The organism is Rhodanobacter glycinis, assembly GCF_006438785.1.
GTDB classification, from domain to species: Bacteria; Pseudomonadota; Gammaproteobacteria; order Xanthomonadales; family Rhodanobacteraceae; genus Rhodanobacter; species Rhodanobacter glycinis_A.
In genome coordinates this window covers 80,471-99,897 of record NZ_RCZB01000005.1, presented here as the reverse complement: position 1 = coordinate 99,897, position 19,427 = coordinate 80,471, and the positions used below count along the sequence as shown (strand labels likewise).

Genomic DNA, 19,427 nt, shown 5'->3' with positions numbered 1-19,427 from the left:
GCCTTTGCGCTGTCCGGCTGAATACGTATGCAGTCGCCAAGGACTTGAGGGAGCGGCTTCAGCCGCGACGCTCTTCCCGGCAACACGAAAAGCATCGCCGCTGAAGCCGCTCCCACAGAGACGACCTATGCCGGCGCGTTGATCACCGCCAGAAAATCGCGCCCGTAACGCTTCAGCTTGGCCTCGCCGACGCCACTGATGGTGGCCAGTTCGTCTTCGTTCGCCGGCAACGCGCGCAGCATCGCCAGCAAGGTGGCGTCATGGAACACCACGTACGGCGGCACACCCTGCTGCTTGGCCAGCTGCGTGCGCAAGGCGCGCAAATCGTCCCACATCGACTGTTCATAGGCCTCGATGCCGAGGCTGCCGCCGCTGCTTTTATCGGACGCGCCCATCTTGCTGTCGCGGCGACGGCGGCTGCCGCGTTCGGGCCGGGCATCCTCACGCAGCTTCACCGACTTGTTGCCGCTGAGCACAGCGCGGCTGGCGGCGGTCAGACGCAAGGTGCCGTAGCCCTCGGCGTCGGCTTCGAGCAGTCCGGCGGCGAGCAGCTGGCGGAATACCGAGCGCCACTGCTTCTCGTCCATCTCGGCGCCGATGCCGAATGTACTGAGCTGGTGATGCTGCAGACTGAGCACGCGCTCGGTTTCCTCGCCGCGCAACACGTCGATCACGTGGCCGGAGCCGAAGCGCTGGCCGGTGCGATACACCGCCGAAAGTGCCTTCTGCGCCGGCACCGTGGCGTCCCAGGTCTTCGGCGGCGCGATGCAGTTGTCGCAATGGCCGCAGGGGCCGGGATAGTTTTCGCCGAACGCACCAAGCAGCAGCTGGCGGCGGCAATCGGTGGCTTCGGCGTAGGCCAGCAGCGATTCCAGCTTCTGTCGTTCGACCCGCTTGCGTTCGTCCGCCGATTCGGACTGCGCGATCATCTGGCTCATCGTGACCACGTCGGACAGGCCGTAGATCATCCATGCCTCGGCCGGCAAACCGTCACGGCCAGCGCGGCCGGTTTCCTGGTAATAGCCCTCGATGCTGCGCGGCAGATCCAGATGCGCCACGAAGCGTACGTCGGGCTTGTCGATGCCCATGCCGAACGCGACCGTGGCCACCATCACCACGCCGTCCTCGCGCAGGAAGCGCTTCTGGTTTTTTGCGCGGGTGGGTGCATCGAGGCCGGCGTGATACGGCAGCGCCTCGACACCGAGCTCGGCCAGCCATTCGGCGGTGTCATCCACCTTGCGCCGGCTGAGGCAGTACACGATGCCGGATTCGCCCTGATGCCCCTGCAGGAACTCGGTCAGCTGGCGCTTCGCGTTGTGGCGCAGGCCGACCCGGTAGCCGATGTTCGGGCGGTCGAAACTGGCGACGAACCGGCGCGCGTCCTGCAGCGATAACCGCTCGACGATCTCATCGCGCGTGCGCGGGTCGGCGGTTGCGGTGAGCGCGATCCGCGGCACCTGCGGGAAACGTTGGTGCAGAATCGCCAGCTCGCGGTATTCCGGGCGAAAATCGTGGCCCCACTGCGATACGCAGTGCGCCTCGTCGATCGCGAACAATGCCACCTCGGTGCGTTCGAGCTGACTGAGGAAGCGTCCGGTGAGCAGGCGCTCGGGTGCCACGTAGAGCAGATTCAGTTCGCCGGCCAGCAGCTGCCGTTCGACCTCGCGCTGTTCCTCGGCGCCGAGGCTGGAGTTGAGATACGCGGCAGCCACGCCGGCCTCGCGCAAAGCGTCGACCTGGTCCTGCATCAGCGCGATCAGCGGCGACACCACGATGCCGGTGCCCTGGCGCAGCAGCGCGGGAATCTGGTAGCACAGCGACTTGCCGCCACCGGTCGGCATCAGCACCAGCGCGTCGCCACCTGCGCTCAGGTGCTCGACGACGGCCTGTTGCTGGCCGCGGAAACTGGGATAACCGAAAACGCTTTGAAGCAGGTCGAGGGCAGAGGCATTCATCGGTGGCATGGTAACAAACCGACCCGGCCCAGCCGCCGGAAATATCTGCGACGACTCGTCGGCAGCACCGCCGCTCAACCGTCCGGCATGCCCCACAGCGCATGGTCGAGATCGCCATCCAGGCCGAACCGCGACAGCGGCACGCGGCCGTTCTTCACTTCGACGCCTTCGGCCCGCAGCAGCCGGGATTGCTCGCGAAAACCGCGGCTGCCCGGCGGCATCGCGATGTGACCGCTCGAACGCAGCACGCGGTACCACGGCAACACCATGCCATCAGGCACCTCGCCCAACAGCCGGCCAACCAGCCGCGCCCGTCCCGGCAGGCCCGCGCGGGCGGCAATGGCGCCATAGCTGGCAACGCGGCCGGGCGGAATGGCGGCGATGGCGGCGTAGATGCGAGTGGCAACATCAGTATTCATGCGGATTCATTCCGGACGGATTCCATCGAACTTGACGCGACGCAGGCAGGCAGACGTGGCAGAGTAGCAGCGCCCTTCGCCAGCGGAAGTCGCATATGCGTCACTTCGAAGCCGTGCGTTCCCATATCGGCAGCCAGCACGAGCTGCGTCATAACGATCCGTATCTGATCAGTTTCGACCTGGAGCTGGCGCAGGACCGCTATCAGGGCATCTACCTGGCGGAACTGGAGGACGAATCGGGGCGGCGTTACCTGCGCATTTCCACGCCGATCGGCCCGCTGGCCGGCACCGATCCCAACCGCTGCCTGCGCTTCAACTGGCAGCAGCGCACCGGTTTCCTGGCGGTTGCCGATCTGGATGGCTCACCCTATCTGCACCTGTGCGAAAACCGCCCGTACGAATTCCTCGACACCGCCGAGCTGCAGCGGGTGGTACGCGAACTGGGCACGCTGGGCGACCAGCTGGAGCAGATCATCGCCACCGGCGGCGATTCGCTCTGAGGCGAATCAGGACGCCAGCTTGACGACCACCACCAGCCCATAAGCCAGCAACGCAGTGATTGGCAGGGTCAGGATCCACGCCCACACCATCCGCTCGACCACCGACCAGCGGATCGCGTTGAAGCGCTTGGCCGCGCCCACGCCCATGATCGAGGCGGACACGTTGTGGGTGGTCGACACTGGAATGCCGAACATCGACGCGGTGAGGATCACCAGCGCCGAACTGGTCTCGGCCGCAAAACCATTGATCGGATGCAACTTGACCATCTTGTGGCCCAGCGTCTTGATGATGCGCCAGCCGCCGCCAGCGGTACCGGCGGCCATGGTCAGCGCGGAAACCACCTTCACCCACACCGGAATCTCGAAACCGCCGGAGGGATCGCCGGCGATGCGCAGGAAACCCAGCCACACCGGCAGATGATCGAATTGATGCGCGGCGGTGGCGCCGGCCAGCGCCAGCGCGATGATGCCCATGCTCTTCTGCGCATCGTTCATGCCGTGCGCCACGCCCATCGCGCTGGCCGACACGATCTGTGCCTTGCCGAAGAAGAAGTTGACGAATGGCGTGCGTCCGAACCGGCGCGACCAGCCATGCCGGTTCGCAAACCAGGCCAGCAGCGCATACAACCCGCCCATCAGCAGGAAACTGATGACGAACCCGGCCGCCGGCGACAGCACCATCGGGATGATCACCTTGGGGATCACGCCGTGGCCCTTCAGCCAGCTGCCTTCAATCCAGATCACCGATTGGAAATTGTTGCCCGCGGCGGCGACGGCCGCGCCCACCAGCGAACCGACCAGCGCATGACTGGAACTGGACGGCAAACCCAGCCACCAGGTGATCAGGTTCCACACGATCGCTGCCAGCAGCGCGCAGATCAGCAACTGCGAGCTCATCTCGATCACGCCGGCGTTGATCAGGCCCGAGGCAATCGTGGCCGCCACCGCGGTGCCCATGAAGGCGCCCACCAGATTGGTGCCGGCCGCCAGCAACACGGCCTGGCCGGGGGTGAGCACCTTGGTCGCCACGACGGTGGCGATCGAGTTGGCGGTGTCGTGGAAACCGTTGATGTAGGTGAAGACGAGCGCGATCACCACCACCGCGATGACGATGCTCATGCGCGTGCTCCGGCCAGTCGCGGACGGGTGCACGCCGACGAGGGCATCGCGGTCGGGCAATGCGGAATACGGAGGGTCACGACGACGGCCTCAGGAGTTCTTGAGAACGATCGAATAGACGATGTTGCCGACGTCGCGGCATTTGTCGATCGCCTTCTCGATCAGCTCGAACAGATCCTTGGCCAGCATCGCGCGCATCGCGTCGCTGCCCTCGATGTACAGCGTGCGGTACGGCGCCAGCAGCATGCGGTCGCCTTCCGACTCCAGCGCCTGCAGCCGATCCTGCAGCTTCTTCACCGGGTCGATGCGCAAGCCCCGGCGCAGCTCGCCGATCATCTCGGCCACGACTTCGCTGGAACGCTCCAGCACCAGCGCGCGCTGGGCGAAATCCACCCCGGCCAGGCGATCCGCCACGATCTCGTAGCGCTCGGCAAACTTCTCGATGGTCTTGGGGATCTTGTACAAAGCCGAGTTCAGTGCCTCGATGTCCTCGCGGTCGAGCGCGGTGACGAACGTGTTCACCAACCCCTCGCTGATCTGCGCGGCCAGTTCCTTCTCGCGGGCACGGGTGGCGGTGAACGCAGCCATCACCGAGCCGCCGCCGGGCTTGGTCAGCAGTTCGTGCAGGGCCTTGGCGCTTTCGTGGGCGGTGGCGGCACTCTGTTCCAGCAGGCCGTAGAACTTGTCGCCTTTGCCGAAAATCGTCTGCAATGAAAACATGCGGGGCCATGCCTGAGAAAACGGGATGACGGGAATGTTACAGGACTGCCGTGCTGGCCTGCATCAACGCCCCCGCCATCGCCACGCGTGAAGTGCGGGCCCCGCTGCCCTTACACTGTGCCCATGCGCCCTCCTCCATCAACACCGCGATGCTGACCGAAATCGCGCTCGTCTTCGTGCTGGCCCTGTGCAACGGCTTCTTCGCCCTGTCGGAGATGGCGCTGGTGGTATCGCGCAAGAGCCGGCTCAAGCAGATGGCCAGAAACAGCCGCAAGGCTGCGCTGGCATTGCGCCACGCCGAGGCTCCGGAGCATTTCCTGTCCACCGTGCAGGTCGGCATCACTTTGGTGATGCTGATTACCGGCGCAATCGCCGGCGATGCGCTGGGCGGCCACATCGCCGATGCCCTGCGCGGCGACCGTCTGGCGTGGCTGCTGCCGTACTCGCGAATCATCGGCATCGTGCTCGGCTTCGTGCTGATCTCGTTCATCCAGATCGTGATCGGCGAGCTGGTGCCCAAGCGGCTGGCGCTGTCGGCACCGGAAAAGGTGTCGTCCTACGTGGCGATTCCAATGCTGGTGCTGTCGCGAATCACCTCGCCGTTCGTGTGGTTGCTGAATGTGTCGAGCAACCTGCTGTTGCGCCTGCTGCGGGTCAACCAGCACGGTCGCGGTGTGGTTACCGAAGATGAGATTCGCCTGCTGGTGGCCGAGAGCGCCGAACAGGGCGTGCTCGACCCGGACGAACACAACATGGTCAACCGCGTGCTGCGGCTGGGCGACCGCACGGTCGACAGCGTGATGACTCCGCGCATGCGCATCGCGTGGCTGGATACCGCCGCCTCGCGCGACGAGAACATCGAAGTGCTGCGGCAGACACCGTATTCGCGCTATCCGGTCTATCGTGGCGACGAGAGCGAAGTGGTCGGCGTGGTCGAGGTCAAGCGCCTGCTGCACGGCTTCGCCGATGGCAGGCTGGAGCTGTTCGATCACCTGTCCAAGCCGCTGTTCGTGCCGGCTACCGCGCGTGCGCTGGATCTGCTGGAGGAATTTCGCGATGCGGAAACCCCGCTGGCGCTGGTGGTCGACGAGTACGGCGACATCGAAGGCGTGGTCACCGTCAACGACCTGCTCGCGGCGGTGGTCGGCGCCAGCCAGATCGGCCACGGTGGCGGCAACGAGGACAGCCCGATCATGCAGCGCGCCGATGGCAGCTGGCTGATCGACGGCAGCCTGTCCACCGATGACCTGCGCGAACTGCTGCAGATCGGGGAACTGCCCGGCGAGCATGAACACGATTTCCGCACCGTCGCCGGCATGGTGATGACGGCGCTCGGGCATGTACCGCAAACCGGCGAAGTGTTCGCCTGGCGCGGCATCCGTTTCGAGGTGGTCGACCTCGACGGTGCGCGCATCGACAAGCTGCTGGTGACGCCGGCGCCGTCGCTGGATCTGTCGGACGACGAGCAGTAAGAGCGCTGCGCCGTACTATTTGCTCTTCGCCAACCCCGCCATCCGCTGCGCGTCGGCGAGGATGCCGTGCAATACCCGCAGCTCGCGCTCATCCGGCTGCGCGCGTTGGAACAGCTTGCGCAGGCGCAGCATGATCGTGGTCGGCTCGCGCCCCTTGTGGAACTCGATCTCGTCCAGTGTCTGCGCCAGATGCACGTAGAACTGCTCCATCCGCGCCGCATCGGCCGGCGGCTCGCCGTGCACGGGCGGTGTCGGTGCCGGCGCATCGCCCAACATCGCCACACGCAATTCGTAAGCCATTACCTGCACCGCCTGCGACAGGTTGAGCGAGCTGAAGTCGTCCACGCTGGGAATGCGCACCATCGCGTGGCAGCGCGCCAGCTCCTCGTTCTCCAGCCCGGTGCGCTCGTTGCCGAACACTAGCGCCACCTGCTCGCCGCGGGCCGCCGCGGCCAGCGCCTGCTGCGCCGCTTCACGCGGTGAAATCTCCGGCAAATTCACGCCGCGCCGGCGCGCCGACAGGCCCAGCGCCAGGCTGCTGCCGGCCAGGCTGCCGATCAGATCGTTGTGTACGCCGGCATTCGCCAGCACGTTATCCGCACCCGCAGCCAGTGCACTCGCCTCGCGATCGGGAAAGCGCGCCGGGGTCACCAGCTCCAGCCGCTCGAAGCCCATCGTGCGGATCGCCCGTGCCGCACTGCCGATATTGCCCGGATGCGAGGTGCGCACCAGCACGTAGCGGATGCGGGCGGTGAGGTCGTCGATTGTGGACATGACGCGGCCGAATGGAGTGACAGCCGACAAGGATAACGGAAGCACGCCGGGAGCCGGACGGGCTTCGACGGCCCGCCTCTGCTAGAATCGCCGGCCGCAACCCCGCTCTCTTCCAAAGTCGAAACCATGGCCAGACCACACGTCACGATCGCGGCGCGCGCCGCGCGTTCTGCAGGCAACGTGATCCTGCGCTACATGAACCGCATCGACGGCCTCAACATCGTCGAGAAGCAGCAGCTGGATTTCGTCTCCGAAGTCGACAAGCTGGCCGAGGCGGAAATCATCAAGGAACTGCGCCGCGCCTACCCCGACCATGCGATCCTCGCCGAGGAAAGCGGCGCGACCGGCAAGGGTCCGCTGACCTGGGTGATCGACCCGCTGGACGGCACCCACAACTACCTGCGCGGCATCCCGCATTTCTGCGTGTCGATCGCGTTGCTGGAAAAGGGCGTGCCGATCCATGCCGTGGTGTTCGATCCGCTGCGCGACGAGCTGTACACCGCCAGCAAGGGCGACGGCGCCTACCTCAACGACCGCCGCATGCGCGTGAGCAAGCGCGAGAACCTCGGCGGCGCGATGATCGCCACCGGCTTCCCGTTCCGCCAGCGCGAGCACCTGGTGCCGCAACTGGACATGACCCGCGCGATCCTCGGCCAAGCCGAAGACATCCGCCGCTCCGGCTCCGCCGCGCTCGATCTGGCCTACGTCGCCGCCGGTCGCTACGACGGCTACTTCGAGATCGGCCTGAAACCGTGGGACATGGCCGCCGGCGTATTGCTGGTGCACGAAGCGGGCGGCCGCTACTGCGACTTCGCCGGCCGCGACGGCATCCCCGCCAGCGGCAACATCATCGCCGGCAATCTCAATGTGGCGAAGGCAATGGTCGATGCGATCGGCCAGCAGGCGACGCCGGAGCTGTTGAAGGCTTGACCAGATCTGCGCGTCACTGGCGGAGTTCGGTCGGCAACTCCAGCTGACAGATCGCCTTCGTCCAGCTCGGTGCCACGCTGGGCTACCCTAGCGCGCCGGCACGCCACGCGACACCGCGAGTGCGGCGCCCGAGTACGCAGGATCGCGCGTGACTTCGACGCGCGCAAAAGCCGGCGGCCGATAGCTGACCGCCTCGGCAACCGTTGCGAACTCGATCTCGAAGATCGCCAGCGACGACACTCCGCCATAGATATCCAGGGCACCTCCTGCAATGGCATATCGGCGCTTGCGCACGCGCTGCCCCGGCAGCCCGGAAAGCGTCCGATATTGCGCCTCGGTCAGGTACAGGTTGGCGATCGCCTCCGAAATGTCCTCGCCGCCATACTTCTTGCAGAACTTGAAGACGACTGTGCTCGCGGCGTCTTCCATCCGGCGCAGGCGCAAACGCGTGTCGGCGACGTAGAGGTCGTCGATCACACAGCACGGCAGCCCGTCGAGCGAACCCGCAGCAGGCAGATCGACCAACCAGCGTCGTTCGATCTCGGCGTGCGCGTATTTTGGCGTGCTGCCGTTCATCGTCGGGCAAGGCGTCGACAACGGGGGGTGGCGACGGAGCGGCTCATGGCGCGGATGATCCCGTCTCCAGCAGGAACCCTCGCAGGAACGGAATGGTGATCCGACGCTGCGCTGCCAGCGACGCCGCATCCAGCTTGTCGAGCAGATCCAGCAACGCGCCGAGGTCGCGCGCGTAGCGGGCGAACAGCCAGTCGAGCACGCTGTCGTCCAGTTCGATGCCGCGCGCGGCAGCCTGCGCCTTCAGCACGGCGCGGCGTTCGTCATCGTCCAGCGGCTTGAGTGCGAACTGGGTGCAGGCGCCGAGGCGCGAGCGCAGGTCGGGCAGTTCGAGGCCGAGCTGGGTCGGGGTGGCATCGGCGGCGAACAGCAGCGCGCTGCCTTCGGCGCGGGCGCGGTTGTAGAGGTCGAACAGCGCATGTTCCGCTTCGCGGTTGCCGGCGATGGCGCCGAGATCGTCCAGCGCCAGCAGGTCGCTGCCGGCCACGCCGCGCAGGGCCGACACATGATCGGACAACGCCGCCAACGGCAGGTATTGCACACGTCGCCCCGCCGAACTGGCTGCCTGACATGCAGCCATCAGCAAATGACTGCGGCCACTGCCATTCGCGCCATGCAGATAGACCCAAGGTGCAGCGGGTTCGAGCGCCAGCACCTGCACCGCGGCCAGTGCTGCCGCATTAGCGCCAGCATGGAAATGTTCGAAGCGCTGGCGACGTGGCCAGCGCAGCGCCAGCGGCAGCTGCGGGATCATGGTTCGGCCCGGTCGCCCTGCGGACCTGGTGCCACCGTGGTCGTGGTGTCGACCTCACCATCGCGATGCACGGTGACATCCACTTCCGCGATCACCGGATCGTCCGGCCCCTGCTCGTTGTACAGCTCGCTCAACCGGTAGCGTTCGAGCAGGTAACGCAGCAGCACCATGATCACCGACGCGGCCGGCAGGGCCAGCAGCACGCCGAGAAAACCGAACAGGTAGCCGCCGGCCAGCACCGCGAAAATCACCGCCACCGGATGCAGGCCGATCTTGTCGCCGACCAGCTTGGGCACCAGCACATAGCCTTCCAGCAACTGGCCGATCACGAACACGCCGCAGACCAGCAGCACGTGAGTCCAGTCGCCGTACTGCACCAGCGCGGCGATGATCGCGGCGACGAAACCGATGATGAAGCCCAGGTACGGCACGAAGCTGAGCAGGCCGGCAACCAGGCCGATCAGCAACCCGACCGACAGGCCGACCAGCCCCAGGCCGGCGCCGTAGAACACGCCCAGCGCCAGCATCACCAGCAGCTGGCCGCGCACGAACGCACCGAGGATCTTGTCCGACTCGTGCGCCAGATGCGCGATGGTCGGCTGGATCGAGCGCGGCAACATGCTGTCGATCTTGGCCACCAGCCGGTCCCAGTCACGCAGCAGGTAGAACGCCACCACCGGGATCAGCACCAGGTTGGTCAGCCACATCGCGATGCCCAGGCCCGAGCGCGATACCTTGCCCAACACCACGGTGGCGACGCCACCGATCGAACCGATGTGCGCCTTGATCGCGGCAAGCAGACGGTCGCTGTCGAACGTATGCGGATCCAGGTGCAGGCGTGCCTGCAGCCACGGCCACGCCACGTTCTGCGCCCATTCGCCGTAGCGTGGCAGGTTCTCGATGAGGTTCTCGACCTGACGCGCAATCAACGGGATCAGCAACAACAGCACGCCGCACACGACCACCAACAAAACCACGAAGACGATCGTGGCCGCCCACATCCGGTTCAACCCGAACCGCTCCAGCCGGTCAGCCAGCGGGTCGCCCAGGTAGGCCAGCATGGCGGCTACCGCGAACGGCATCAGCACCGGCGCCAGCAACCAGACCAGGTAAACGATGGCCGCCGCAATGGCGAACAATTGCCAGCGGCGCGAACTGTCAGACGTCATGGGCGCGTTCATCGGGTGGAGTGGGCCAGCTCGGCCGGGATCGAACGGTGGCGTCGGTGGCGCGTGACTTGTCGCAGCGCATCGCTGTCACCATCGCGGGCAGGCCGATTCAATGCAGCCAGCGCAGGTTGGCATCGGCGCCCGGGTGTGGCTCGCCCTGCAGCAACAGGTGACCGCCGGCAGCAAGATTTGCCGCCAGCCCACTCATCGGTACCGATGCCTTGACGTACAGCAGCACGGCGTCGTTCTCTGCGCCCAGGGTCGTCACCTGCTTGACCGAGGGATCGGCCTGCAACGCGGCCAGCAGGTTCGCGTAATCTGCCGCCGAGCCCAGCCCGCTGATCCACAGCTTGCCTTCGCTGGGGCCCGCGCCAATCATGTTGAGCTGCTTGCCTATGCGATCGACCATGCCGTTGCCCGCATCACCCAGCAGCGCATCCTCGGTCGCGCCGTGACTGCTCCAGCGCTGCGGCTGGCCGCCGGAAATCAGCGTCCAGTCGGCGCTGCCGTCGTGCAGCTTGCCGAGCAGCACCAGGCCGGTGTGGTAATGCTGGTTGATGGTCGCCAGCGCGGCAGGATCAGCGGCGGCGACTTTTGCCGGATCCGGCGGATTGGTGGCATCGGGATAGACCACGTTGGTTCCGCGCGCGGCGGCAGCCGATGCAAGATTCGCCAGCGCCGCCTGCTCGAACAGGTTACCGTCGCGGCCCTGCACCAGCAGCAATACCGGCGGCTTGATGCCCGCGCTGACCACGCCCAGCTTCGACACCAGCCGGCGCACCGACCCGGGCTCGAACTCCACATCCAGGATCAGTCCGGTCGCGGCACGCTGGTACTGGAATTTCTGCACGATCGAGCCGGCCTTGCCCAGCGCATCACCGTAGCCGGGGTTGCTGCGCAGATCCTGGCCGCCGGCAACCCGCGTCAGCACCTGCCCGAGCGCGGTGGCAAACGCCTGATCGCGTTGCGCGTCACTGGTATCGGCGACCGGCACGACGACCGAGTACGGCGAGCCCGAGCTCTGCGCCTGCAACGACGGCAGTGCGGCAAAACCCAGCAGCAAGGTGACGATCAACAGGCGGGACAGGCGCATGGATGTGGGCATCTTCGGAGGAAAGCTCCCGGAAGTCTGCCCAATCGCGCCCCCAGCGTCCATCGGAGCCGTCACCAAACCGGCCTCCAGCGCCCGGCAACGGCGCCACAAGCTGTTAAACTTACGCGTTTCACCCACGCCGGTTTTCGCCATGTCTGACGCCCTCACCTACCGCGCCGCCGGCGTCGACATCGACGCGGGCAATGCGCTCGTCGAACGCATCAAGCCGCTGGTCAAGCGCACCTTCCGCCCGGAAGTGATGGGCGGGCTGGGCGGCTTCGGCGGCCTGTTCGATCTGTCCGGCCGCTACAAGGAACCGGTGCTGGTGTCCGGTACCGATGGCGTCGGCACCAAGCTGAAGCTGGCGCAGGTGCTGAACCGGCACGACACCATCGGTATCGACCTGGTCGGCATGTGCGTCAACGACGTGCTGGTGCAGGGCGCCGAACCGCTGTTCTTCCTCGACTACTTCGCCACCGGCAAGCTGGATGTGGACACCGCGGTCGCCGTGGTCGGCGGCATCGCGAAAGGCTGCGAGCTGGCCGGTTGCGCGCTGATCGGCGGCGAGACCGCCGAGATGCCGGACATGTATCCGCCGGGCGAATACGACCTGGCCGGATTCACCGTCGGCGCGGTGGAGAAGTCACAGATGCTCAGCGGCGACGCGATCGTTGCCGGCGACGTGATCCTCGGCGTGGCCTCGTCCGGCCCGCACTCGAACGGTTACTCGCTGGTCCGCAAGATTCTCGAACGCGCCGGCAACCCATTGGATCTCGATCTCGGTGGCGTCAAGCTGGCCGACGCACTGATGGCGCCGACCACGATCTACGTGAAGTCGATGCTTGAACTCCTGAAGTCGGCCCCGGTGCACGGCATGGCCCACATCACCGGCGGCGGCTTGAAGGAAAACATCATCCGCGTGGTACCCGACGGCCTCGGCATCGCACTGGAAGCGTCGGCCATCGTGCTGCCGCCGGTGTTCGACTGGCTGATGCGCGAAGGCAACGTGGCGCGCGAGGAAATGTGGCGCACGTTCAACTGCGGCGTCGGCTTCACCGTGATCCTGCCGCGCGACGCCCTCAGTGCTGCCTCGGCTCTGCTGGCCAGACATGGCCTGGCCAGTTCGGTGATCGGCGGGATCGTGCCTGCGCAGGGCGACGAGCGCGTGCGGATCGGCTGACCACTTCCGCAACGCCGTCGATGACCATGCCACTGCCACGTGTCGCCGTGCTCGCCTCCGGGCGCGGCAGCAATCTCGCTGCACTGCTCGACGCGCGTGAGCGCGGTGAACTGCCGGTCGAGTTCGTGTTGGTCGGCAGCGACAAGGCCAGTGCCGGCGCACTGCGACTGGCCGAAGCGGCCAATATCCCCACGCTGGCACTCGATCCGCGCAGCTATCCGGATCGGCGCGCATTCGATCTGGACCTGTTCGCCCGCATCAGCGCCAGTGGTGCCGAGTGGCTGGTGCTGGCCGGCTTCATGCGCATCCTCGATGGCGAGGCGCTGACGCCGTGGGTCGGCCGCATGATCAATATCCACCCCTCGTTGCTGCCGAAATACCGCGGCCTGCATACCCATCGCCGCGCACTGGAAGCCGGCGACCATGAGCACGGTGCCAGCGTGCACTTCGTTACCGCCGAACTGGACGGCGGCCCGGTGATCGCACAGGCGCGCCTCGCGATCGCCGCCGGTGACGACGAACACCAACTCGCGCAACGGCTGTTGCCGCTGGAACACCGACTGCTGCCCGCGGTACTGGGATTGCTGGCCAGTCAGCGCCTGCAGTGGGATGGTCACGCGGCGCGATTCGACGGACAGCTTTTGCAGAAGCCGCTGGCGCTCGGCGATGAAGGCCTGCGGCTGGCAGAGTGATCCCCGGTTCAGCCCGGCGCCGGCAGACTCGGTGCATGACTATCCGAACCCTGCTTGCTCCCCTTTTCGGCCTCGGCCTGCTGCTTGGCACATCGGCCGTCCTCGCCGCCACGCCCGGCGCCTTCATCGCCACCTATAACGTGTCGCAAGGCGGCGAGCCCATGGGCGTTGCCACCGTCACCTTGCGCAATGCCGGCAATGGCGAGTGGATATACAGCAAGGACGTCAAGAGCACCGGCGGACTGGCTGCGATGCTCGGCGCCAGCCTCACCGAGGCATCGCGCTTCCGTTGGAAAGGCGATGTACCCGAGGCGATCAGCTACGACTACCAGCTGCAGACGGGCATCAAGAACAAACAGCGGAACATGACCGTCGACTGGGTCAAAAATCAGGTGACCGTCGACGAGGGCAAGGGGGCGAAAACCTACCCGGCCAGCCCCGGCATGGTCGAGCGCAATACCACGTCACTGGCACTTGGCCTGGCGTTGCGCGACGGCAAGCAGCAGATCGCGCTGCCGGTCGCCGTGCGCCAGCAGGTGCAGACGCAGAGCTTCAAGGTGACGGGCAAGGAAGCCATCAAGGTTCCCGCCGGCAACTTCAACGCCGAGCGGGTCGACCGCACCGATGCCGAGCGCGGTTTCAGCGCATGGTATGTGCCAGCCCGCTACTTGCTGCCGGTGAAGCTGTCGCAGCACGATGGTGGCGACCTGACGATGGAACTGGTGAGCTATAAGGCCAACTGAGGATGGCGTCGGGTTCGCCCGTCCATCAAAAGAAAAGCCCGGCATCGCCGGGCTTTTCTTTTGATGCAGATCCGCTCAGTTCGGCAAACGGCGGATCTTCGCACCAAGCACGCCGAGTTTCTCCTCGATATTCTCGTAACCGCGGTCGATGTGGTACACGCGGTCGACGACGGTGTCGCCCTTGGCCACCAGACCGGCCAGCACCAGGCAAGCCGAGGCGCGCAGGTCGGTAGCCATGATCGGTGCGCCGCTCATCTGGGGCACGCCCTGCACGATCGCGGTATTGCCTTCGAGGCGAATGTCCGCGCCGAGCCGCTGCAGTTCATGCGCGTGCATGAAGCGGTTTTCGAACACCGTCTCGGTGACCACGCCGGTGCCTTCGGCCACGCAATTGAGCGCGGTGAACTGCGCCTGCATGTCGGTCGGGAACGCCGGATACGGCGCCGTGCTGATGTTGACCGCCTTCGGGCGGCGCCCACCCATGTCCAGCTCGATCCAGTCGTCACCGGTGGAGATGTGCGCGCCAGCTTCTTCCAGCTTGGCCAGCACCGCATCGAGCGTGTTGGCGCGCGCATGCCGAGTGCGCACCTTGCCGCCGGTCATGGCGGCGCCGACCAGGAAGGTGCCCGTCTCGATGCGATCGGGCAGCACTTCGTACTCGGCACCGTGCAGGCGCTCGACGCCATGGATCACCATGGTCGAAGTGCCGGCGCCTTCGATCTGTGCACCCATCGCGATCAGGCAGTGGGCCAGGTCGACCACCTCGGGCTCCTGCGCGGCGTTCTCGATCACCGTGGTGCCCTGCGCCAGGGTCGCCGCCATCATGATGTTCTCGGTGCCGGTGACGGTGACCATGTCCATCAGGATGCGCGCGCCCTTGAGCCGGCTCGCTTTTGCCTTGATGTAACCGTTTTCGACCGTGATGTCGGCGCCCAGCGCCTGCAGGCCACGGATATGCTGGTCGACCGGACGCGAACCGATCGCGCAGCCACCCGGCAGCGACACCTCGGCCTGGCCGAAGCGCGCGACCAGCGGGCCAAGCACCAGGATCGAGGCGCGCATCGTGCGCACCAGGTCGTACGGCGCCACGCAGGTACTGGTGGTGCGCGGGTCGACGTGCATCTTCATGCGGTCGTCCAGCACCAGCTGCACGCCCATCTGGCCGAGCAGTTCGATGAAGGTGGTGACGTCATGCAGGTGCGGCACGTTGCCGATGCTGACCGGCTCATCGGCCAGCAGGCAGGCGGCGAGAATCGGCAGCACGGCATTCTTGGCGCCGGAAATGCCGACCTCGCCATGGAGTGGCGTGCCGCCACTGATCAGGATCTTGGCCATCGTTGTCCTTCAAAATGAAACGGTGAACGGGAGTGCGGCTGCGGCCATCAAGGGCGCGCCACAACCTCCTCGGGTGTCAGGGTTTTCAGCGCCAGCGCATGAATCGCGCCGCCCATCAGATCACCGAGCGTGGCATACACCAGCCGATGCCGCGCCAGCGGCAACTTGCCGGCGAACTGGCTGGCCACTACGGTGGCCTCGAAATGCACGCCATCGGCACCACTGACCTCCACCTGCGCACCGGGCAGGCCATTTTCGATCATTGCCTGGATGCTGGCTGAGTCCATCGGGGGTGTTCCATGCAGGAGCTTAAGTCGGCAAGAAGGTGGATTCCATTGTCGCCGGAATCCATTGCACTGACTTATGACGTTAAAATACGAATGTGCCATGGTAATGGAAATTCGCTGGCGCAGAAACGACAGCTGCTTCCGATCAGCATCATTTGATCGGCACGACCGGTGCCTCGCCGCCATGGCGTCAGCGGCATCCGATTCTCCCTTTTCCGAGTCTCCATGAACGCACGCATCGCTCCGCCCACCCCGATCGACCTGAACCCGGCGGCCATCACGCGCAGCGCGCGTACCGTGATCGCCACCGAAGCTGCTGCCGTGCATGCGCTGGAGTCGCGGATCGGGCCGGAGTTTGTCGAAGCCTGCCGGCTGATCCTGGCCTGCAAGGGCCGCGTGGTGGTCAGCGGCATGGGCAAGTCCGGCCACATCGGGCGCAAGATCGCCGCCACCCTGGCCTCGACCGGCACGCCGGCGTTCTTCGTGCATCCGGGCGAGGCCAGCCATGGCGACCTCGGCATGATCACGCCGCAGGATGTGGTACTGGCGCTGTCCTATTCCGGCGAGACCGACGAGCTGTTGCTGATCCTGCCGGTGATCAAGCGCCAGGGCATTCCGTTGATCGCGATCACCGGCAAGCCGGATTCCTCGCTGGCCACCGAGGCGGACGTGCATCTGGACGGCAGCATCTCCAGCGAAGCCTGCCCGCTGGGCCTGGCGCCCACCACCAGCACCACCGTCGCGCTGGTGCTTGGCGATGCGCTCGCGATCGCACTGCTGGAAGCCCGCGGCTTCACCTCGGACGATTTCGCGCGCTCCCATCCCGCCGGCAGCCTGGGCCGCCGGCTGCTGCTGCATATCGGCGACGTGATGCACAAGGGCGAGGACGTGCCACGGGTGGCACCGGACGCCAGCCTTACCGCTGCCCTGGTCGAGATGACCCGCAAGCATCTGGGCATGACCGCCGTGGTCGACGCCGACCAACGCCTGCTCGGCGTATTCACCGATGGCGACCTGCGCCGCGCGCTGGACGACGATGGCGTCGACCTGCGCGGCGCCACCGTGGCCGAGCTGATGACCCGCGGCCCGAAGACGATCGCCGCCGACAAGCTGGCGGCCGAGGCGGCCCAGCTGATGGAGAAGTATCAGATCCATGCGTTGCTGGTGGTCGATGATGAACAGCGCGTGGTCGGTGCGTTGAACATTCATGATCTGCTCCGCGCCCGCGTGGTCTGATCGCCCGTTCCCTCCCCTCCGGCACGAGCCCACTCCATGTACCTGGTCGACCTACCCGCCGACATCCTCGCCCGCGCCGCCAAGATCCGGCTGGCGGCGTTCGACGTGGACGGCACCCTGACCGACGGTCGCCTGTGGTACGGCGAGGACGGCCACGAGACCAAGGTGTTCCACGTGCACGACGGACTCGGCCTGAAGCGGCTGCAGGCCAACGGTGTGCAGGTGGCGCTGATCACCGCGCGAATCAGCCATCCGGTCGCCCTGCGTGCCGAGGAACTGGACATCGCCCACGTCTATCAGGGTCAGGGTGACAAACGTGGCTGCCTGCTGGAGCTGATCGATGCGTTGCATCTCACGCCCGAGCAGGTTGCCTTCGTCGGCGACGACCTGCCCGACCTGCCGCCCATGCGCATCGCCGGGCTGGCCGTGGCGGTGGCCAACGCGCATCCGTGGGTGGCCGGGCAGGCGCACTGGCAGACCAGCAAAAGTGGCGGCATGGGCGCCGCACGCGAGGTGTGCGACCTGATCCTGCACGCGCAGGGAAAAAGCGACGCCGAGCGGGAGCGCTGGCAGTGAATGTGCGCACCTACCTGCGCGACCGTCGCCTGCCGGCCGCGACGCTCGCCATCGCGCTCGCTGCGGGCATGGCCCAGTTGCTGCTGTGGTGGTTCGGGCCGGCACCGCGAACCCATGACTTCGTCGGCCCGCCGCGCTCGGGTTACACGCTGACCAACGCCCGGGTGACCGAATACAACGCCGAAGGACTGCCCAGCTTCCACCTGCAGACGCCGCACCTGGAGCGTCGCGAGGGCGACGACTCGCTCTACCTCAATTCGCCGACCTTCCAGTTGCCGGCCAAGCAAGCAGGCGTGCCGGACTGGCAGGGTGAGGCGCTCTACGGCTGGGTCAACAAAAGCGGCACCCAGCTCAAGCTACAGGGCCCGGTCAACATGCATCGACCGGCGTTCGGCGAGACGCCGGATGCCCAGATCCATACCGCCGACGTCAGCGCGTGGCCGAAGGAAAACCGCCTGGAAACCGCCGCACCGGCGCAGATGGTGCAAGGCGGCACTAGAATCAGCGGTGTCGGCATGCGTGCCAACCTCAACGACAAACACCTGGAGCTGCTCGATGATGTCCATGCCACTTTCCCGCCGCACCAGCGCAAGCGCTAGGTTTGCGCTTGCCGCCGCGGTGCTGGGCCTGCTTGCAGCCCAGCCCGCGCTGGCGCGGAAAAGCGATCGCCAGCAGGAAATGCACGTCGCCGCGAAAAATTTCGATGGCTTCCAGAAGCCCAACAGCATCAGCACCCTGACCGGCAACGTGGTGATCACCCAGGGCACGCTGAAAGCCACCGGTGCCCAGGCCAAGGTGTATTTCGACGCCGAAAGCCAGATCAGCCGGGTCGTCATCACCGGCAGCCCGGCCCATCTCGAACAACTGGACGAGAACAACAACCTGGTGCTCGGCGACGCCGCTACGCTGGACTACGACAACCTCAAGGGCATCGCCGTGCTGCATGGCAACGCCTCGATCACGCAGAAGGGTCGCGGCGAAGCACATGGCGACAAGCTCACCTATAACACCGAGACCAGCGAAATGACCGGCGAAAGCGGCGGTGACGGCATGGTGCACATGACCTTCAAGCCCAAGCCCAAACCCGCCGAAGCGGCTACGCCAGCGACCCCGGCACCGAGCAATTTGGCCCCCGCGCAGGAACAACACTAAAAGATGCTTTCCGCCGAAGGTCTGCAAAAAAGCTTCAAGGCACGTCAGGTCGTCCGTGATTTCGGCTTCTCGATCCGCCAGGGCGAGGTGGTTGGTCTGCTCGGCCCCAACGGCGCCGGCAAGACCACCTGTTTCTACATGGTGGTGGGCCTGATCGACGCCGATGCCGGCATCATCAAGCTGGACAAGCAGGACATCACCGGTCTGCCGATGCATTCGCGCGCCAAGCTGGGCATCGGCTACCTGCCGCAGGAGGCTTCGGTGTTCCGTCGGCTCAGCGTGGCGGACAACATCATGGCGGTGCTGGAATTGCGCGATGGCCTCACATCGCAGCAGCGCAACACCGAGCTGGAAAGCCTGCTGGACGAATTGAAGATCGCCCACATCGCCGGGCAGAAAGGCATCAGCCTGTCCGGCGGCGAACGGCGCCGGGTGGAGATCGCTCGCGCGCTGGCGGCGAAACCGCGGTACATGCTGCTGGATGAGCCATTCGCCGGAGTGGACCCGATCTCGGTCGGCGAAATCCAGCGCATCGTGCGCCACCTGAAGGAGCGTGGCATCGGCGTGCTGATCACCGATCACAACGTCCGCGAGACGCTGGGCATCTGCGATCGCGCCTACATCCTGAACGAGGGCGAGGTGCTCTCGCGCGGCACTCCGGCGCACATCCTTGCCGATGAAAGAGTGCGCGAGGTCTACCTCGGACGCGAGTTCCGCCTCTGAAGTACTTGCCTCGGTTTCCATCAGG

The 19,427-nt window shown here is 66.0% G+C and carries 22 protein-coding genes; 11 read left to right on the top strand and 11 right to left on the bottom strand.

The genetic code is table 11. The features are described from left to right. Positions 1-125: 125 nt before the first annotated feature. Entirely contained in the window at positions 126-1,955 is a 1,830-nt protein-coding gene (gene recQ / locus EAH75_RS16165; protein WP_140653289.1) for a DNA helicase RecQ, read from the bottom strand. A gap of 74 nt (positions 1,956-2,029) precedes the next feature. After that, positions 2,030-2,374: an MGMT family protein gene (locus EAH75_RS16160; protein WP_140653287.1), complete on the bottom strand. Its 345-nt coding sequence runs from the start codon at positions 2,372-2,374 to the stop codon at positions 2,030-2,032. Between the two features lie 95 nt (positions 2,375-2,469). Between EAH75_RS16160 and EAH75_RS16155 the strand changes: the two genes are divergently transcribed. Next, a complete protein-coding gene (locus tag EAH75_RS16155) occupies positions 2,470-2,874 on the top strand; it encodes a hypothetical protein (protein ID WP_140653285.1) in 405 nt (134 codons plus the stop codon). Between the two features lie 6 nt (positions 2,875-2,880). Here EAH75_RS16155 and EAH75_RS16150 read toward each other — a convergent pair whose 3' ends face one another. Then, positions 2,881-3,993 (bottom strand): inorganic phosphate transporter, encoded by a 1,113-nt coding sequence (locus EAH75_RS16150; RefSeq protein ID WP_140653283.1) that lies wholly within the window; start codon positions 3,991-3,993, stop codon positions 2,881-2,883. 90 nt (positions 3,994-4,083) lie between these two features. Further along, positions 4,084-4,713 (bottom strand): DUF47 domain-containing protein, encoded by a 630-nt coding sequence (locus tag EAH75_RS16145; RefSeq protein ID WP_140653281.1) that lies wholly within the window; start codon positions 4,711-4,713, stop codon positions 4,084-4,086. A 149-nt stretch (positions 4,714-4,862) separates the two neighbouring features. Between EAH75_RS16145 and EAH75_RS16140 the strand changes: the two genes are divergently transcribed. Next, the gene (locus tag EAH75_RS16140) at positions 4,863-6,185 is read left to right on the top strand and encodes a hemolysin family protein (RefSeq protein ID WP_140653279.1); all 1,323 of its coding nucleotides are present in this window, start codon (positions 4,863-4,865) and stop codon (positions 6,183-6,185) included. A gap of 15 nt (positions 6,186-6,200) precedes the next feature. Here EAH75_RS16140 and EAH75_RS16135 read toward each other — a convergent pair whose 3' ends face one another. Then, positions 6,201-6,959, bottom strand: a complete 759-nt coding sequence (locus EAH75_RS16135) for an RNA methyltransferase (protein WP_140653276.1) — start codon at positions 6,957-6,959, stop codon at positions 6,201-6,203. A gap of 126 nt (positions 6,960-7,085) precedes the next feature. On the opposite strand from EAH75_RS16135, the gene EAH75_RS16130 reads away from it, so the two are divergent. Then, positions 7,086-7,889 carry an inositol monophosphatase family protein gene (locus tag EAH75_RS16130; RefSeq protein WP_140653273.1) on the top strand — a complete coding sequence of 268 codons (804 nt, stop codon included), beginning with the start codon at positions 7,086-7,088 and terminating at the stop codon, positions 7,887-7,889. An 87-nt stretch (positions 7,890-7,976) separates the two neighbouring features. On the opposite strand, the gene EAH75_RS16125 is transcribed toward EAH75_RS16130, so the two are convergent. The 4 genes from EAH75_RS16125 to EAH75_RS16110 all read right to left on the bottom strand — a co-directional run bounded on the left by EAH75_RS16125 (position 7,977) and on the right by EAH75_RS16110 (position 11,478). Then, positions 7,977-8,465 (bottom strand): hypothetical protein, encoded by a 489-nt coding sequence (locus EAH75_RS16125; protein ID WP_140653271.1) that lies wholly within the window; start codon positions 8,463-8,465, stop codon positions 7,977-7,979. A gap of 43 nt (positions 8,466-8,508) precedes the next feature. Further along, positions 8,509-9,216: a DnaA regulatory inactivator Hda gene (gene hda, locus EAH75_RS16120; RefSeq protein ID WP_140653269.1), complete on the bottom strand. Its 708-nt coding sequence runs from the start codon at positions 9,214-9,216 to the stop codon at positions 8,509-8,511. Then, positions 9,213-10,385 (bottom strand): AI-2E family transporter, encoded by a 1,173-nt coding sequence (locus EAH75_RS16115; protein WP_140653267.1) that lies wholly within the window; start codon positions 10,383-10,385, stop codon positions 9,213-9,215. Before EAH75_RS16115 ends, hda begins: the two co-directional genes overlap by 4 nt. A 109-nt stretch (positions 10,386-10,494) precedes the next feature. Then, positions 10,495-11,478 carry a DUF2066 domain-containing protein gene (locus EAH75_RS16110; RefSeq protein WP_140653265.1) on the bottom strand — a complete coding sequence of 328 codons (984 nt, stop codon included), beginning with the start codon at positions 11,476-11,478 and terminating at the stop codon, positions 10,495-10,497. Between the two features lie 151 nt (positions 11,479-11,629). Here EAH75_RS16110 and purM point away from each other — a divergent pair, with 151 nt between their 5' ends. Genes purM through EAH75_RS16095 form a run of 3 tightly spaced genes read left to right on the top strand, consistent with a single transcriptional unit; the run spans position 11,630 to position 14,093 of the window. Beyond that, positions 11,630-12,658 carry a phosphoribosylformylglycinamidine cyclo-ligase gene (gene purM, locus EAH75_RS16105; protein ID WP_140653263.1) on the top strand — a complete coding sequence of 343 codons (1,029 nt, stop codon included), beginning with the start codon at positions 11,630-11,632 and terminating at the stop codon, positions 12,656-12,658. Between the two features lie 20 nt (positions 12,659-12,678). Continuing rightward, complete coding sequence (gene purN / locus EAH75_RS16100; RefSeq protein ID WP_140653261.1) at positions 12,679-13,350, top strand: phosphoribosylglycinamide formyltransferase; 672 nt, start codon at positions 12,679-12,681, stop codon at positions 13,348-13,350. 35 nt (positions 13,351-13,385) lie between these two features. Continuing rightward, the gene (locus EAH75_RS16095) at positions 13,386-14,093 is read left to right on the top strand and encodes a DUF3108 domain-containing protein (RefSeq protein ID WP_140653259.1); all 708 of its coding nucleotides are present in this window, start codon (positions 13,386-13,388) and stop codon (positions 14,091-14,093) included. 75 nt (positions 14,094-14,168) lie between these two features. Here EAH75_RS16095 and murA read toward each other — a convergent pair whose 3' ends face one another. Both murA and EAH75_RS16085 read right to left on the bottom strand, forming a co-directional pair. Further along, on the bottom strand, positions 14,169-15,428 hold the full coding sequence (gene murA / locus EAH75_RS16090; protein WP_140653257.1) for a UDP-N-acetylglucosamine 1-carboxyvinyltransferase: 1,260 nt from the start codon (positions 15,426-15,428) through the stop codon (positions 14,169-14,171). A gap of 47 nt (positions 15,429-15,475) precedes the next feature. After that, complete coding sequence (locus EAH75_RS16085) at positions 15,476-15,715, bottom strand: BolA family protein (protein WP_140653255.1); 240 nt, start codon at positions 15,713-15,715, stop codon at positions 15,476-15,478. A gap of 225 nt (positions 15,716-15,940) precedes the next feature. Here EAH75_RS16085 and EAH75_RS16080 point away from each other — a divergent pair, with 225 nt between their 5' ends. Genes EAH75_RS16080 through lptB form a run of 5 tightly spaced genes read left to right on the top strand, consistent with a single transcriptional unit; the run spans position 15,941 to position 19,402 of the window. Next, entirely contained in the window at positions 15,941-16,951 is a 1,011-nt protein-coding gene (locus EAH75_RS16080; protein ID WP_140653253.1) for a KpsF/GutQ family sugar-phosphate isomerase, read from the top strand. Between the two features lie 36 nt (positions 16,952-16,987). Further along, positions 16,988-17,527 carry a KdsC family phosphatase gene (locus tag EAH75_RS16075; RefSeq protein WP_140806214.1) on the top strand — a complete coding sequence of 180 codons (540 nt, stop codon included), beginning with the start codon at positions 16,988-16,990 and terminating at the stop codon, positions 17,525-17,527. Further along, positions 17,524-18,126, top strand: coding sequence for an LPS export ABC transporter periplasmic protein LptC (gene lptC, locus EAH75_RS16070; protein ID WP_140806213.1), 603 nt, complete (start codon positions 17,524-17,526; stop codon positions 18,124-18,126). The genes EAH75_RS16075 and lptC overlap by 4 nt, the downstream gene beginning before the upstream one ends. After that, positions 18,083-18,679 carry a lipopolysaccharide transport periplasmic protein LptA gene (gene lptA / locus EAH75_RS16065; RefSeq protein ID WP_140806211.1) on the top strand — a complete coding sequence of 199 codons (597 nt, stop codon included), beginning with the start codon at positions 18,083-18,085 and terminating at the stop codon, positions 18,677-18,679. Before lptC ends, lptA begins: the two co-directional genes overlap by 44 nt. Positions 18,680-18,682: 3 nt before the next feature. Further along, positions 18,683-19,402, top strand: coding sequence for an LPS export ABC transporter ATP-binding protein (gene lptB / locus EAH75_RS16060; RefSeq protein ID WP_140653243.1), 720 nt, complete (start codon positions 18,683-18,685; stop codon positions 19,400-19,402). Positions 19,403-19,427 lie beyond the last annotated feature (25 nt).

Coding starts and splice junctions, on each gene's coding strand:
- recQ (WP_140653289.1), bottom strand. CDS start 1,955: ATGAATGCCTCTGCCCTCGACCTGCTTCAAAGCGTTTTCGGTTATCCC.
- EAH75_RS16160 (WP_140653287.1), bottom strand. CDS start 2,374: ATGAATACTGATGTTGCCACTCGCATCTACGCCGCCATCGCCGCCATT.
- EAH75_RS16155 (WP_140653285.1), top strand. CDS start 2,470: ATGCGTCACTTCGAAGCCGTGCGTTCCCATATCGGCAGCCAGCACGAG.
- EAH75_RS16150 (WP_140653283.1), bottom strand. CDS start 3,993: ATGAGCATCGTCATCGCGGTGGTGGTGATCGCGCTCGTCTTCACCTAC.
- EAH75_RS16145 (WP_140653281.1), bottom strand. CDS start 4,713: ATGTTTTCATTGCAGACGATTTTCGGCAAAGGCGACAAGTTCTACGGC.
- EAH75_RS16140 (WP_140653279.1), top strand. CDS start 4,863: ATGCTGACCGAAATCGCGCTCGTCTTCGTGCTGGCCCTGTGCAACGGC.
- EAH75_RS16135 (WP_140653276.1), bottom strand. CDS start 6,959: ATGTCCACAATCGACGACCTCACCGCCCGCATCCGCTACGTGCTGGTG.
- EAH75_RS16130 (WP_140653273.1), top strand. CDS start 7,086: ATGGCCAGACCACACGTCACGATCGCGGCGCGCGCCGCGCGTTCTGCA.
- EAH75_RS16125 (WP_140653271.1), bottom strand. CDS start 8,465: ATGAACGGCAGCACGCCAAAATACGCGCACGCCGAGATCGAACGACGC.
- hda (WP_140653269.1), bottom strand. CDS start 9,216: ATGATCCCGCAGCTGCCGCTGGCGCTGCGCTGGCCACGTCGCCAGCGC.
- EAH75_RS16115 (WP_140653267.1), bottom strand. CDS start 10,385: ATGACGTCTGACAGTTCGCGCCGCTGGCAATTGTTCGCCATTGCGGCG.
- EAH75_RS16110 (WP_140653265.1), bottom strand. CDS start 11,478: ATGCGCCTGTCCCGCCTGTTGATCGTCACCTTGCTGCTGGGTTTTGCC.
- purM (WP_140653263.1), top strand. CDS start 11,630: ATGTCTGACGCCCTCACCTACCGCGCCGCCGGCGTCGACATCGACGCG.
- purN (WP_140653261.1), top strand. CDS start 12,679: ATGACCATGCCACTGCCACGTGTCGCCGTGCTCGCCTCCGGGCGCGGC.
- EAH75_RS16095 (WP_140653259.1), top strand. CDS start 13,386: ATGACTATCCGAACCCTGCTTGCTCCCCTTTTCGGCCTCGGCCTGCTG.
- murA (WP_140653257.1), bottom strand. CDS start 15,428: ATGGCCAAGATCCTGATCAGTGGCGGCACGCCACTCCATGGCGAGGTC.
- EAH75_RS16085 (WP_140653255.1), bottom strand. CDS start 15,715: ATGGACTCAGCCAGCATCCAGGCAATGATCGAAAATGGCCTGCCCGGT.
- EAH75_RS16080 (WP_140653253.1), top strand. CDS start 15,941: ATGAACGCACGCATCGCTCCGCCCACCCCGATCGACCTGAACCCGGCG.
- EAH75_RS16075 (WP_140806214.1), top strand. CDS start 16,988: ATGTACCTGGTCGACCTACCCGCCGACATCCTCGCCCGCGCCGCCAAG.
- lptA (WP_140806211.1), top strand. CDS start 18,083: ATGATGTCCATGCCACTTTCCCGCCGCACCAGCGCAAGCGCTAGGTTT.
- lptB (WP_140653243.1), top strand. CDS start 18,683: ATGCTTTCCGCCGAAGGTCTGCAAAAAAGCTTCAAGGCACGTCAGGTC.